We start from the raw sequence: 15,018 nt of genomic DNA, 5'->3' as shown, positions 1-15,018 counted from the left end.
ATGGAATCACGCACGAGAACCGTTTTCCATGCAACACCCAACGCAATAACATGAATTCCGTACGTTGGCGCTGCCCTGCCGAAATTGGGCAAACGATGCGCATACTTCAATGGGTTCTCATTGGCACATACTTGCCATCGGCAATTGCGTTTGGGCAGGCATTGTCTGTTGGGGCCGCGAATTCGTCCGGCGTCACCACTCGCATCGTACCTCTCTACTATGCCCAAGACGTCGCGGAAGTCATGTCATTGGTGCGAGGGCACTTGCCGGAAAAGGTCGTGCCACCAGTCGATCCCTCATTCGCCGCATTGCAGCAGCTGAGCGCGGAGCGTCAGAAATTGCTCGCTCGTCGGGAAATGCTTGCCGGCGATGCGCCATCCGGCAGCAACATTCAGGAACCCTTGGCATCCGCGCTCGGAATCGGAAACGCTGCTGATCCAAAGGATGCTGAGTTGCAACGGATCGATCAGTCGCTCGCACAGATCAGCGCCAACGAGCAAGCGATTCGCGCCGAAGCTTTTAGGCGGGGCAACGAATCGCCAGTGATTACAAACAACCAGATGTCGGAACCGAGCGCGAATTCCTCCGACATCACCCAACATGTGCAAATTGGTGTCGCAGGGCAGGGCCGATTGCATCTTCGAGGACCGTTGGAGGGCGTCAATGCAATCACTCGAATGCTGCACAAGCTTGATCAACCCGTGGGACAGGTCAAGATTGGCATCCACGTTCTGCAACTGGATGGCTCCAACGATGAAGACATCGAAGACATGCACATTGCTATCAATGAAGTTCTCTATCACGCGCGCTTCATGGCCCGGGAGTCTCAGCAACTGTTTCATCTTGCGTTTCGGACCGTGGTCAGCCAGATACATGCCGAAAATCCAAACAGCTTCGCCGAAGCGTTCTTTTTTGATTCGTGCATCAGCAACTTTCGCGAACTACACAACGCCAACAAAGGCGAAATCTCAGTCGAGGCATTTGACTCGCGGGACATCGTTAGCACACTCTTTTTTGTGGCAATCGCTAAGGCTCACGTACGACAAAAGGTACTTGCTGAATTCCATCGACTGGTTGCCAACGCATTCCCGCGTTTTCACGAACGGTACCGGATGACGATGTTAGCGTCGGTGCCAAAGAATCAAAGCGCTCGCGGTTTTCGCATACCGGGCTTCACTTCCAGCGAACCCGACACCCCAGCGATCGAAGTTCACGAGGCCGATTTTTCTTTCTCGCGAATCACGTCTTACCTTCAATCACTGGGACGGGACGATGCAGCGGCAAATAGTGTTCAGGTTGCGTTAGTACGTTATCAACGCGCGAGTATAGCGTTACAAACCACCGGCGCGGCCATTGCGAAAATGCGTGACCATCGAGTGCTTTTTCAAGCCTCACAAACACGCGATGGTTCCACCACCACAGCTCATCCGATTTCGGGAGAAGTGATGAGCATCGCGGCCTTTTGCCAACTGACGGATCGAGTCCTTCACGAGCGAGAAAAGAAATACTTGGATCTTCAAGAAAGCCTCCGAGGCGAAGTGGCAATGCTTGACGGGCACTTGCGAAGTCTTGCCGAGGCGTTCGAAGAGGATGTTCGACGACAGTTTTATGAGCCTGTCCTCGGGGATCTACGTGGTGCATCGCACGGTTGGAAGGTGCAGATGGGGCAACTCCAAACGACGACGATCGTTACCAACGACCGGCAGCGAGCACGCGTTAGCCCGGAACAAGTTGCGGTATTGGATCAACCTAAGCGAGCAATTTTGTTGCAAGAGGGGTTAGAGGTCGCCAACGGTCTGGCCCAGGAAGCGCGTGGCGTCGGCCTGTCCATTGCAGCCCAGGGGGCAAGTGAAACGTTGGTCCCGGGAAGCAGCGGTCTGCTGTCAGCCGCAGGCGTTACGCAGGCGCCAGGTAAACACCTTGAAGCATTGACAACCCAAACCTCGCGTCGGACAGTAGCCGTTGGGGATGAGATCGATTTAACCCCGGTCATCCAACCAGACGGCACCAGTGTTGCTTTTCATCTGCTCTATACGCATTCGCCTCGTGTCGAATCGTCCGACGAAGACGCCTCCAGCACTTCAGGTATTCGACGCCACTACGTCGAGTCTCAGGTCCATGCACAAAGCCACGACTTCAGCGAAGTCAGTCGATTTCGTGTCGCAATTCGCTCTAAGCAACAGGGCAACGGAGTTGCGTTGATGGAAAACATTCCTCTTGTTGGCGGACTGTTCCGTCCACGCGAGAGTCTGGTGACAACGAGTCAGGAGAACATCATTTTTGCGGATGTCGTCATCTATCCCACATCTCGATCATTAGGTGACAGTTGGCTCGCATTCAAAGACAGCGGCCCAGTCAACCAACGCAACGAACATCCTGCAGGTGTGCCCGATTCGCAAGACGTGAATCTGGTGCACTGGGTTGAACGGACTTTGAAACAGCATGCGGAAAGCACGCTCTTTGTCCCCACCGAAACGGCACCGACATTGCTTGCATCGCCACCCTCGAGCTACGCACCGCCTTCCGCAAGCAATGGTTTTCGACGTTGATGAAGACTTGGCACACACGGATTCAGCAGTTGCGGCGCAGTATTCGAACCCAACGGTTAGAGCAAACGCATGCATTAGGATTCTTGCCGACAACGGGGGTGAAGCTATTGATTCTCACGCTTGCGTGGGGATGCTTGCTCGATTCAATACCACTTGCGCGGGCAGATGAATTTGACCCTTTTGCGACGCCGGTGGCTGAGCCGCTCGTTGTCCTGCCTCAATGGGGATGGCACTTTCTTCCCGAGGGATTGATCTATCATCCCTACCTCGCTGGACCGAAAGAATCGCGAACGAGTGTCGAACTGCTTAAGAACGATGATTTTGGCTGGATCTACGATTCTTCGATCGGAGGCCAATGGGGATTCTTACGCGTCGGTTCGGACGATCCTTACTCTCCTACCGGTGTGCAGTTCGATCTTGAAGCGTCCGCACAAATGCGTCAAACCAACCTTGCCTCCCTCGATCTCCTCACCAGTGATATTCGTGTAGGGTTTCCTGTTTCGTTTGGGCGTAACAACCATCAAACCAAGCTCGGTGTCTACTTTTTGCGTTCACATCCCACCGACCGTTTGATCGATAGAATTCCCGCGCTCCGTAATGAAGATTTTTTTCAACGTCAATCGCTCGTCCTCGGACATTCTCGGTACTTTGCTGAGCGATTTCGGTTGTACGGCGAGGCGGGTTATGCCTTCAAGTCGACGATCAGCAAAAAATGGGAACTCCAGTTTGGTGCTGAATACGCTCCGGTGATGCCAACCAGCTGTTTCGGTGCACCTTTCATCGCCGCCAACGCTTACCTCAGGGAAGAGGTCGATTTCGGTGGGACATTAACATTGCAAGCCGGTTGGGCATGGCGTAAAAAAAATGGACGACTGTTTCGGATCGGCGCTCAGTATGCGAACGGAATGAGCAATCAATTCGCGCTCCACGACCGGTTTGAGCAACAGCTTGGAATTGGCATATGGCACGATTACTAGAGTTCTGCAACTCGACCACGAGCCTTCAGTCGAGCTTGTGAATTAACCCAGCCGACTTGTCTCTTGCGATTCCGATCGCATGTTTGGAACGGGTGGATGGTTGGGGATCGTGATCGGCTGGCCAGCGGGTAGATGCGACTCGAAGAATCTGCTGTTAGCGGGTTCTGTTGCGGTTCGGGGAGAACTCTATTTAGCACCGAGAGTCTTGGATCTGCAGTTCAAATGCCTCACGTCCCGCCAGCGGAGTGGCGGGACTACGGTTGCAAGACCGCGGTGGCACGATTTTCTGGACTCTCGCGGCTTGGGCCGCTATCTTGGTGCCAGCTCTCCTCCCTCCGCGCCACCACATCCCGCCGCCTCATTCCCCAAGGAATGCTTGTATGGATCGAACGCCCCGCGAGTCCGCGGCCACTGTCGTCAGATGGGGGCTTGTTGTTGGGATGCTGTCGACGCTTCCGATGAATGCATCGGCCGAGCAACCGTTGGCAAAGAGCCAGCCTCGCGCGGCGTGGACGACTTCGCAAATCTCGGGCTCCCCCGAACCGCCTCTTCCCTACACGACCGAGCGCGCCTTCCCGTCGCTGACCTTCAATCGCTGTTTGGAGCTCACCGCCGCCCCGGGCAGCGACCGAATTTTTGTGGTCGAGGAACGGGGTAAAGTCTTTTCGTTTCCGAATCGGTCGGATGTGGAATCAGCTGATCTCGTGATCGATTTGGCCAAAGCGATCCCCGGAGTTAGCCGCGTCTATTCGCTGACCTTCCATCCCGATTTTGAAACCAATCGCTACTGCTACGTCTGTTACATCAAAAAGGTCGGTGAGCCCGATGGCACTCACGTCGCTCGGTTTAAGATGACCGACGCCGACCCGCCGACGATCGACGTGGCCAGCGAAACGACTCTGCTCACCTGGCTCTCCGGCGGCCACAACGGCTGCTGTCTGAAGTTTGGCCCCGACGGCTGCCTCTACATTTCCACCGGCGATGGGGGCCCAGCCAATCCGCCCGATCCGAAGCACGCGGGGCAGGACATCAGCAATTTGCTGTCCTCCATTTTGCGGATCGACGTCGACCAACAGACCGCAGACCGGAACTATCAGATCCCGCCCGACAACCCGTTTGTCGACCTCGCCGGCGCGCGAGGCGAAGTCTGGGCGTACGGTTTGCGAAATCCGTGGCGGATGAGTTTTGATTCCGAAACGGGCGACCTGTGGGTTGGCGATGTCGGCTGGGAACTTTGGGAGATGCTTAATCGTGTCGAGCGCGGCGGCAACTACGGCTGGTCGGTTTTAGAAGGTTCCCACCCGTCGAACCCCGAACGGAAACGCGGTCCGACACCGATCCTGCCACCGACGATCGAACATTCGCACACCGAATCCTCTTCGATCACCGACGGCCTGACCTACCACGGCTCGCGGTTGCCCGAGCTCCGCGGCACGCACATCTACGGCGACTACGACACCGGAAAAATCTGGGGCTTCCGCTTCGAAGCGGGCCAAGTTGTCGAGCACCGCGAACTAGCCGACACCACGCATCGGATCGTCTCGTTTGGCGAAGACAATAACAACGCGATGTACCTGCTGGATCACACGGCCGGAACGATCCACCGTCTGGTCGCCAATCGCCCCAGCGAGCAACCGAGCCGCTTTCCGCGAAAGCTCAGCGAAACCGGGCTCTTCGATTCCGTGGTCGATCAAACTCCGATGCCTGGCGTGATCCCTTATTCTATCAGCGCCCAACCGTGGGCCGATCATGCGGTCGCCCAGCGGTTTGTCGCGGTTCCCGGCAGCGAGATGATCGAGCCCAAGCCGAAGACGTGGGCATTTCCGACGGGAACCGTCCTGGTCAAAACGCTGTCGCTCGACATGGAGCACGGAAACCCCGCGACGCGGCAACACGTCGAAACGCAGATCTTGCACTACGATGGCATCGATTGGCTGCCGTATACCTACGCCTGGAACCAACAGCAAACCGATGCCACGTTGGTCCCGAGCGATGGCGATCAACGCGCGTTCGAAATCGTCGACCCCGCATCGCCCGGCGGTCTGCGAAATCAGACCTGGCGTTTTGCGGGGCGAGCTGAATGCCAGCGATGCCACAACTCGTGGTCCGGTCCGCCGCTCGGTTTTAATTCGCTGCAATTGAACTGCGATCTCGATATCGGCGACGCTCATGTTTCGCAGCTGGATCGACTGGCCGAGATCGGATTGCTCGACAAACCGATCGATCCCCAAGATCGCGAAAGCTTGGTCGATCCAAGCGATACGTCCGCGGAAACCGCTCCGCGAGCTCGGGCCTATCTGCAAGCCAATTGCGCCCATTGCCATCGCCAGCATGCGGGCGGAGCGGTGTTGTCGAAGATGCATTCCGACGTTCCCCTTTCCGAAACCAACATGCTCGACGCCCGACCGTCGCAGGGGACGTTTGGTATCCACTCGGCGCATGTGATCACACCCGGCGATCCGCTCCGTTCGGTCCTCTGGTACCGGATGGCGAAGCTCGGCAGCGGTCGGATGCCACATATCGGCAGCAGCGAAGTCGACGTGGCGGGACTGGAGTTGATCGGAGATTGGATCGATCAGCTGCCGCCAAGCGAATCGTCCTCCGATGCGGCGGCGCTCCGGCGCCAATCCGATGCGCTGGCGGCACTTGCTGAATTAGAACAGTCGGCGGAAACGGAAACCGACGCGGAAGCGTCGCTGGAAAAACTGTTGTCGACAACCGAAGGCGGCCTGCTGTTGATGAGGTCGCTGCAGCAGAAGACGCTCCCCGAGGCGGTCGCTTCGCTGACGATCGCTCGTGCTGCCAAGCATCCCGACGCCGGCATCCGCGATCTCTTCGAACGCTTTCTGCCGGCGGACCAACGCGTGGAGCGATTGGGCAATGTCGTTGCGACCGATCAAATCCTTGCACTCTCGGGCGATGCAGATCGCGGCCGATTGGTCTTCTTCGAAACCGCGGGCGTATCGTGCAAGAACTGCCACCGAATCGGAGAGGCCGGAACGGCGGTTGGGCCCGACCTGACAACGATCGGCAAAAAGCTCTCCGCCGCCGAATTGCTCGAAAGCATCCTCGAACCCTCCAAGCGAATCGATGCTCCCTACCTGACCTACCTGTTGGAAACGATCGATGGCCGCGTCTTAAGTGGCCTGCTGATCGGCAAGGATGACAACCATATGACGCTTCGCGAAGCGACCGGTACCGTTGTTGTCGTCGCTGCCGATGATATCGAACAACTGGTTCCGCAGCGGAAGTCGCTGATGCCCGAACTGTTGGTCCGCGACCTCACCTCCCAACAGGTCGCCGACCTGTTGTCCTACCTGATTTCGTTAAAGTAATTCCCGCCTCAGAAATCAACGAGTGGAATCATGCCATCTCCATCAAAGCCCACGCGTCGAGCCTTCTTAGCCAGCACGGCGATCGCAGCCGCCAGTAGCCCGTGGTTGAACGTCGCCACCGCCGAAACATCTTCGGCAAAAACGAAATCGGTGGCGGCGGTCCTCACCGCGTACGAACACGGTTTGCACGCCGACGTTTTGATCGGCAAGATCCTAGAAGGTTGGAAACAGGACGGCGGACCGGGGCCGCGTTTGACGCTCGCCTCGATGTACGTCGACCAGTTCACCGATAGGGACATGGCTCGCGGGCTCTCTCAAAAATATGGCTTTCCAATTTTTGAAACGATCGAAGAAGCTGTCACTGTCGGGGGCAACACGATCCCGGTCGATGGCGTGATCAGCATCGGGGAGCACGGCGATTATCCGTGGAACGACAAACAGCAACATCTTTATCCTCGCCGTCGCTTTTTCAAAGAGATCACCGATACGTTTGTGAAATACGATCGGGTCGTCCCGGTCTTCAACGACAAGCATCTCGGGCCGGTCTGGAAAGATGCAAAATGGATGTACGACCGCGCTGTGGAACTGAACATTCCTTTTATGGCGGGTTCTTCGATGGCGGTCGGCTACCGCACGCCCGAGATCTCCGTTCCGCCGGGCAGCCCCATCGAAGCCGCAGTGGGCATCGGCTACTCCGGTCTCGATATCTACGGCAGCCACGCGTTGGAATTTTTCCAGTGTCACGTCGAACAGCGACCCGGCGCCGAGCAGGGCGTTCGCTGGGTGCAATGCCTGCAAGGCGATGCGGTCTGGCAGACGTTGGACGATGGTTTGATCAGCCAGGATCTTTTTGATGCCGCGTTGGCCACGATCGAGCATCGCGACGGCGACGTGCGGCAGAGCGACGATGCCACGCTGTTCCTGTTCCAATATACCGACGGTTTGTTGGGAGCCGTCTTTATGCTGCCGACCTACGCCCGCGGGACGTCGGTTGCGTTGCAAGTGGCTGGCAAAACGGAGCCGTTGGCGACGCGGTTCGACGAGCGGAGGGAGCCGCGCTACCCGCACTTCGCCTGGTTGCTCAAAGGGATCGAAACGATGGTTCACACCGGCCGGCCGACCTATCCCGTTGAGCGGACGCTGCTGACCAGCGGGATCTTAGATCGTGCCCTTACCTCGCTGTCCGAAGGGCAAACCAAACGGATGACTCCCGAATTGGAGATCGCTTACCAGCCGGCAAATTACGGCCACGCTCCCCTCCCGCGACTCAGCGGTTAGAATAGGTCGCGTTTCGCTCCGCGAAAGAGCGTTTGCAAGTCTCGCACTTTCGCGGAGCGAAAGGCGACCAACTTGCAACAACCTTGCCTTTCCCCGCCCGCCCCTCCCACCTCGAACAGACTCACCAAGAGCTACTTCTCAGGAGATCCCTCATGCTCACATGCAATCGTCGTTTCATGTTTCAAATCCCCATCATCGCGCTGCTGGTCGCCAGCGGTTTCGTCGCCGCAGCCGAAGATTATCACGTGGAAAAGGACGTGATGGTCCCGATGCGCGATGGCGTTCGTCTGGCGACCGACATCTATCGGCCGATGGTCGATGGCAAACCGTCGGAGGAGCGGTTGCCGGTGATCCTGTCGCGTCTGCCGTACAACAAAAACGGAGCCAAGTCGCGCGGTGCTTATTACGCAAAGCACGGTTACGTTTACGTCGCGCAAGACACTCGCGGACGCTACGCATCCGAAGGAGTCTGGCACATGTTGACCGATGATGGCCCCGACGGCGTCGACTGCGCCGCCTGGATCGGCAAACAACCTTGGAGCGACGGTCAGATCGGAATGATCGGAACGTCCTATTTCGGCGGCACCCAACACGCCATGGCGATGGCTGGCGCGCCGGAACTGAAGACAGTGATTCCTGTCGATGCGATGGCGAACATGGGGCGGCAGAGTATTCGCAACGCGGGTGCGTTCGAGTTGCGTTTCTGGAACTGGATCTTCTTGAACGCGAGCAATGGCAGCCGCGCCGGACAAGATCCCGGCACCAAAAAGGTGTTGAAAGAGATGGCCACTCAACGCCATACCTATCTGCAGAATTTGCCGACACGCCGCGGGATGACTCCGCTGCGACTGGCTCCCGAATACGAAGACTGGTTGATCTCAGCGATGGAGAATGGTCCGAACGACGAATTCTGGGAGCAAAACAATATCGTCGATGCGCCACACAAATACAAAGACATCCCCGTCTACCTGGTCTCGGGTTGGTACGACTCTTGGGGCGGCAACAACACCGCCACATTTAAGGCGCTGCGACCGGAGATCAAGGGCCCGGTCTATATGATCATGGGACCGTGGATTCACGGCCAACAAGCCGGTTACGCTCACGGACAGGTTTCGTTTGGCAAGCAGGCCGCGATCGCGGATCAATGGGCGTGGCGACGCGAGTGGTACGACCACTGGCTCAAAGGAATCGACAACTCCGTCGGCAAAGCGGATCCCTTCAAGACTCCCGTGCGGATCTTCGTGATGGGAACCGGCGATGGCGGCAAGGATGAAAAGGGCCGCTTGCAGCACGGCGGCTACTGGCGAAGCGAATTGGATTGGCCCCTGGAACGGACACAGTACACCGACTTTTATCTGCAACCCGATGGCGGGCTCGCGACGGAAAAGCCGGCGGTCGAAGAAGCGGTCACCCAATACGATTTCGATCCTAAGAATCCGGTCCCCAACATCGGCGGGAACATCTCGTCGGCCAACGACATCATGCTCCAAGGGGCTTTTGATCAAAAGGGAGGCAGCCACATTTGGAACTTCAAGAATCCGATTCCGCTGTCGGCTCGCAAGGATGTCCTGGTCTTCCAAACCGAACCGCTGACCGAAGATCTGGAAGTCACCGGCGAATTGGAAGTTCGCTTGTTCGCGTCCAGCTCAGCCGTCGACACCGACTTCACCGCCAAGCTGATCGATGTCTATCCTCCTTCGGCCGATTGGCCGGGCGGATTTGATATGAACATCGCCGACGGGATCGTGCGAGCAAGGTTCCGCGAGTCGCTGAAGAAGGAAGTCCTGATGACACCGGGCGAGACGTACGAATTCACGATCAAGATGTATCCGACGTCGAACGTCTTCAAAAAGGGACATCGGATTCGCGTCGACATCTCCAGTTCGAACTTCCCTCGCTTCGACGTGAACCCCAACACCGGCGAGCCGTTGAACCGTCATCGCCGAACCGTCGTGGCGACGCAAACGATCCACCACGACGCAACGCGTCCTAGCCGGATCATTTTGCCGGTGATTCCAGCGGAATAACCGTTTCGCAGCGGCGTGGGATTTGATATCAACGCTCGATACGGCGTTGATATATGCCTCAGCGAGGGTCATAATCAATCGATCTGGTTCTTTTAAGAGCCAGCCCTCCCCCAAATCCCCCCCATTCCCCTTCGGCACAAAAGACATGATTGCATGTTGGGTTCCGTTTCGCTGTGATCGTGTTGCCGCCGCTTTCCTGACGCTGACGCTGCTGAGTTCCGGCGTGGCGCGGGCTGAAGAGCCTTCGTTTTTTGAAACGCAGATTCGGCCGATCTTGCGCGAGTATTGTTTCGATTGCCACGGCGCGACCGAAGAGCTGGAAGGTGGGCTCGATCTGCGACTGGTTCGCTTCATCAAATCGGGAGGCGATTCGGGAACGGCGCTTGTGCCGGGCGATCCCGAGGAGAGTTTGTTGCTGACGCGCGTTCGCGACGGCGACATGCCACCGGGGGAAGCTCGCGTATCGGACGACAAAATTGCGATCCTGGAACAATGGATCGCCAGCGGCGCCGCGACGCTGCGTCCCGAACCGGAACAGATCGGGCCGGGGATCCCGATCACCGAAGAGGAACGCAACTACTGGGCCTACCAACCGATCGCGCCGCCGCAGACGCCGCTTCCCGAAGCGCGAGGGACGATCCGCACGCCGATCGATGCGTTGTTGGCCGCCGCGATGCCCGAAGGCTTAAGCTTTTCGCCCGACGCCGATCGCTTCACCACGATCCTGCGCCTGTTTAACGACTTGATTGGTCTTCCGCCGACCGCGGAACAAGTCGACCAATGGATGCAGCATTCCGATCCCGATTGGTACGAACAGCTCGTCGAAGAGCTGCTGCGTTCGCCGCATTATGGCGAACGCTGGGCCCGGCATTGGTTGGACGCAGCGGGCTATGCCGACAGCGACGGCTACACGGTCAAGGACAGCAGTCGCGATTGGGCGTGGCGGTATCGCGACTACGTGATCCGGTCGTTTAGCGCCGACAAACCGTTTGACCGCTTTATCACCGAACAGATCGCTGGCGATGAACTCGCCGGGCCTGCCAACGGCGATTGGACTGCGGAGCAGATCGAACTGCTGAGCGCAACCGGTTTTCTGCGGATGGCAGCCGATGGAACTGGCAGCGGCGACAACAGTCCCGAAGCTCGCAACAAGACGATCGCCGACACGATGCAGATCGTTTGCAGCACGCTGTTGGGTTCCAGCGTGCACTGCGCCCAGTGCCACGATCACCGTTACGATCCGATTTCGCATGTCGATTATTTTGCAATCCGATCGGTCTTCGAACCGGCGCTGGACTGGAAAGCTTGGAAGGCACCCAGGAGCCGATTGGTCTCGTTGTACACCGCCGCCGATCGGGCTGCCGCAGCGGCGATCGAAGAGGAGGTCAAGCTGGTCGCGAAGGAGCGAGCGGAGAAGCAGGCTGCGTTTATCCAAGAGGTCTTTGAAGAAGAGCTGCTGAAATTTGAAGAGCCACAGCGTTCACAGCTTCGCGAGGCCTACAACACCGCCAAGGACAAACGGACGGAAGAGCAGAAGAAGCTGCTGGCGGCCAACCCCGCCGTCAACATCACCGCTGGCGTTCTGTACCAATACCGGCCCGATGCGGCGAAGGAACTGAAGGAAATCGACAAACGGATCGGCGAGATGCGAGCCAAGAAGCCTGTCGAAGAGTTCATCCACGCGTTGGTCGAAGCGCCCAATCACGCGCCGGTCACGCATCTGTTTCACCGCGGCGACTTCAACCAACCCAAGCAGGAAGTGTTGCCGGCGGGGCTGACCGTCGTCGCTCCCGAAGGCGCCGTGGCCCAATTCCCCAGCAACGATCCCGAATTGCCAACGACCGGCCGGCGGCTAGCCTTTGCTCGTTGGTTGACCGACGCCAAAAGCAATCCGCTGACGCCGCGAGCGATCGTGAATCGGATTTGGATGCATCACTTCGGTCGCGGGATCGTGTCGACTCCGGGCGACTTTGGTCGCTTGGGCGGGGAACCGACGCATCCGGAATTGCTCGATTGGTTGGCAAACGATTTTGTCCAGCACGGTTGGAGTTTGAAGCACCTGCATCGTCAGATCCTGAAATCGACAGCGTGGCGTCAGTCGTCGTATCGCGAACCGACGCGCGAGGCGATCGATGCCGATAACCATTACTATTGGCGAAAGTCGCTGCAGCGAGTCGACGCGGAAATCCTTCGCGATTCGATCCTGTCGGTCTCCGGCAATCTCGACGTCGATCGGTTTGGGCCTCCCGTCGATATCGCCGAAGATGAAACCGGACAGGTCCGCGTCGATGCCAAGCGGCCGCGGCGCAGCATCTACGTCCGGGCGCGACGCAGCCAGCCGGTCGGCATGTTGCAGACATTCGACGCCCCGGTGATGAGCATCAACTGCGACGTCCGCTCGGTCTCGACCGTCGCTCCCCAGTCGCTGATGATGCTCAACGGCGACTTCATCCTCGAACAAGCCGCCTTGGTCGCGCAGCGCGCCGTCGCCGCCGAACAAGCCAAACGGTCGGCGTCAAACGAAGACGCTGCGGCTAGCGAAGCGGTCGACAGTTCGTGGATGCCGGCGATCCCCAAACCGATCTGGACTTACGGCACGGGAGAAGTCGACGAAGCGACCGGCATGCTGGCTCGTTTCGAAGCGTTGCCGAACTTTACAGGGACGCAGTATCAGGGAGGCCCCAAAGTGCCAGCTCCTGGTTTCGGTTGGGTCTTTCTGACTAAAACCGGTGGTCATCCTGGCAATCCGAAGAATCCCGCCATCCGACGCTGGACCGCTCCGGCCGACGGCCAGTTGAGTATTTCTGGATCGCTGCAGCATAGCAGCGAAAACGGCGATGGCGTTCGCGGGCGGATCCTTTCGGCCGGCGGACTGCGAGGCAGCTGGAACGCGTTTCACAATTCGACGGCTACCGACGTCGCGACCTTTGCTGTCGCCAGCGGCGAAACGATCGACCTTGTCACCGATTGTTTGACCAGCGAAACGTCCGACTCCTTCAGCTGGCAAGTAAAGCTCGACTTTACACCCTCCGACGGCAAGCCGCACGTCTACGATTCGGTCGCAGATTTTGGCGGCCCCGCCAAATCGGAGGACATCGCGCCGCTGCCAGCTCAGATCGCTGCCGCTTGGCAAATCGTGTTGTCGCGCTCGCCAACCGATTCCGAGATGCAAACCGCGTTGCAGTTTGCCAACCGCCAACTGACTCAGCTGTTTGCCGACCCTCAGGGCACACCGCAAGACAAAACACCGGGACGCCAGGTGTTAATCAACATCTGCCAGATGCTGATCAATTCCAACGAATTCCTGTACATCGAATAACCGCGAGCTTCGCATGACTATGCTTCCCAAAACACGACGGCAATTTTTGCAGAGCACCGGCATGGGCGTCGGTTCGCTGGCGCTGCAGTGGATGCTGGCTCAAGAGACCGCGACGGCCAAGCCGCCGGTGCTGAAGGCGACGCCGCACAACGATCTGTTGCCGCGGCAAACGCACTTCCAGCCGCGGGCTCGGGCGATGATCTCGCTGTTCCAACACGGCGGCCCGTCGCACATGGATCTGACCGATCCCAAGCCGGAGCTGACCAAATACGACGGCACCGAATACTCGGGCGATATCCATTTTTCGTTTGTCAACGACGCCAGCAAAAAACTGCTCGGCAGCCCGTTCAAGTTTAAGGCGCATGGCCAATGCGGGATGGAGCTGTCCGAATTGCTGCCGCACACCGCGGGCGTGGCCGATGAACTGTGCCTGATCCGCAGTATGCATACCGGTGCCAATGGGCACGAGGTTTCGATCCGCTATTTCCACGGCGGCATCCCCGCGGTTTTGGGGCGGCCGACGTTTGGTTCGTGGCTGACCTACGCCCTGGGCTCCGAAACGCAAGACCTTCCCGCGTTCATGGTCCTCGCCGATCCCGGCGGCCATCCCGTCGACGGGGCAACGAACTGGAGCAACGGTTTTATGCCGTCGATGTTCCAGGGAACGGTCCTGCGACCTAAGGAGCCGCGGATCCTCAACCTGCAGCCGCCATCGCATCTGGCTGGAGACTACCAACGTCAGAACCTCGACTTCTTGCAAGAACTGAATCGCCAGCATCTGGACGCGCATCCGGGCGAATCGGATCTCGAAGCCCGGATCGCCAGCTACGAACTTGCCGCCCGGATGCAAACCGCCGCGACCGAAGCATTGGACATCTCGCAGGAGACCGCCGCGACGCACAAGATGTACGGCTTGGATAATCCCAAGTCGCGCGAATACGGCACGCGGTGCCTGTTGGCTCGGCGGCTTGTCGAACGAGGCGTCCGGTTTGTGCAGCTGTTCCACAGCGGCCAGCCTTGGGACAATCACAGCAATCTCAAAGGCGGCCTGACCTCGGTCTGCGAGAAGACCGATCAACCGACCGCCGCGTTGGTCGCCGACCTTCGCCAACGCGGAATGCTCGACAGCACCCTGGTCCACTGGGGCGGCGAGATCGGCCGGCTGCCCGTGACGCAGGGGCAAGGAGCCGCGGACAAAGCGGGCCGCGATCACAACGGCCAGGGCTTTAGCATCTGGATGGCCGGTGGCGGTGTCCGCGGCGGGATGACGTTTGGCAAGACCGATGAGTTTGGTCATCACGCGGTCGAAAACATCGTCACGCCGAACGACTTCCAAGCGACCGTGATGCATCTGTTTGGGCTCGATCACGAACAAGTCGTCTTCCCCCACCGCAACCAGCAACAGATCGTCACCGCTCATCGGCCAGCCCGAGTCGTCAAAGAAGTGATCGCATAACGACGCCGTTGGCTTTACAGACGTTAGCCGGTGGTACAACGCTGGAAGCGTTACAGACGGTAGCCGGTGGTCGAGCG

At 58.4% G+C, this 15,018-nt stretch carries 7 protein-coding genes; all 7 read left to right on the top strand.

The features are described 5' to 3' along the window. Positions 1 to 50 precede the first annotated feature (50 nt). The 7 genes from CA51_RS20560 to CA51_RS20530 all read left to right on the top strand — a co-directional run bounded on the left by CA51_RS20560 (position 51) and on the right by CA51_RS20530 (position 14,941). Positions 51 to 2,549 (top strand): hypothetical protein, encoded by a 2,499-nt coding sequence (locus CA51_RS20560; RefSeq protein WP_145123055.1) that lies wholly within the window; start codon positions 51 to 53, stop codon positions 2,547 to 2,549. Further along, complete coding sequence (locus tag CA51_RS20555; RefSeq protein WP_145123054.1) at positions 2,549 to 3,526, top strand: DUF1207 domain-containing protein; 978 nt, start codon at positions 2,549 to 2,551, stop codon at positions 3,524 to 3,526. Before CA51_RS20560 ends, CA51_RS20555 begins: the two co-directional genes overlap by 1 nt. 380 nt (positions 3,527 to 3,906) lie before the next feature. Then, the gene (locus CA51_RS20550) at positions 3,907 to 6,861 is read left to right on the top strand and encodes a PQQ-dependent sugar dehydrogenase (protein ID WP_145123053.1); all 2,955 of its coding nucleotides are present in this window, start codon (positions 3,907 to 3,909) and stop codon (positions 6,859 to 6,861) included. A 30-nt stretch (positions 6,862 to 6,891) separates the two neighbouring features. Beyond that, positions 6,892 to 8,139, top strand: a complete 1,248-nt coding sequence (locus tag CA51_RS20545) for a hypothetical protein (RefSeq protein ID WP_145123052.1) — start codon at positions 6,892 to 6,894, stop codon at positions 8,137 to 8,139. Between the two features lie 176 nt (positions 8,140 to 8,315). Continuing rightward, complete coding sequence (locus CA51_RS20540; RefSeq protein WP_197451358.1) at positions 8,316 to 10,166, top strand: CocE/NonD family hydrolase; 1,851 nt, start codon at positions 8,316 to 8,318, stop codon at positions 10,164 to 10,166. 145 nt (positions 10,167 to 10,311) lie between these two features. Next, positions 10,312 to 13,485, top strand: coding sequence for a PSD1 and planctomycete cytochrome C domain-containing protein (locus CA51_RS20535; RefSeq protein WP_145123050.1), 3,174 nt, complete (start codon positions 10,312 to 10,314; stop codon positions 13,483 to 13,485). A gap of 13 nt (positions 13,486 to 13,498) precedes the next feature. Further along, the gene (locus CA51_RS20530) at positions 13,499 to 14,941 is read left to right on the top strand and encodes a DUF1501 domain-containing protein (RefSeq protein ID WP_197451357.1); all 1,443 of its coding nucleotides are present in this window, start codon (positions 13,499 to 13,501) and stop codon (positions 14,939 to 14,941) included. The last annotated feature ends 77 nt before the right edge of the window (positions 14,942 to 15,018 follow it).

Origin of the sequence: Rosistilla oblonga (assembly GCF_007751715.1) — a bacterium.
GTDB classification, from domain to species: Bacteria; Planctomycetota; Planctomycetia; order Pirellulales; family Pirellulaceae; genus Rosistilla; species Rosistilla oblonga.
Note: the sequence above shows the minus strand (reverse complement) of the source record. Positions and strands in the feature narration are given on the sequence as shown.

Excerpts from the sequence above, each read along its gene's own strand:
- CA51_RS20560 (WP_145123055.1), top strand. The coding sequence starts at position 51 with ATGAATTCCGTACGTTGGCGCTGCCCTGCCGAAATTGGGCAAACGATG.
- CA51_RS20555 (WP_145123054.1), top strand. The coding sequence starts at position 2,549 with ATGAAGACTTGGCACACACGGATTCAGCAGTTGCGGCGCAGTATTCGA.
- CA51_RS20550 (WP_145123053.1), top strand. The coding sequence starts at position 3,907 with ATGGATCGAACGCCCCGCGAGTCCGCGGCCACTGTCGTCAGATGGGGG.
- CA51_RS20545 (WP_145123052.1), top strand. The coding sequence starts at position 6,892 with ATGCCATCTCCATCAAAGCCCACGCGTCGAGCCTTCTTAGCCAGCACG.
- CA51_RS20540 (WP_197451358.1), top strand. The coding sequence starts at position 8,316 with ATGTTTCAAATCCCCATCATCGCGCTGCTGGTCGCCAGCGGTTTCGTC.
- CA51_RS20535 (WP_145123050.1), top strand. The coding sequence starts at position 10,312 with ATGATTGCATGTTGGGTTCCGTTTCGCTGTGATCGTGTTGCCGCCGCT.
- CA51_RS20530 (WP_197451357.1), top strand. The coding sequence starts at position 13,499 with ATGACTATGCTTCCCAAAACACGACGGCAATTTTTGCAGAGCACCGGC.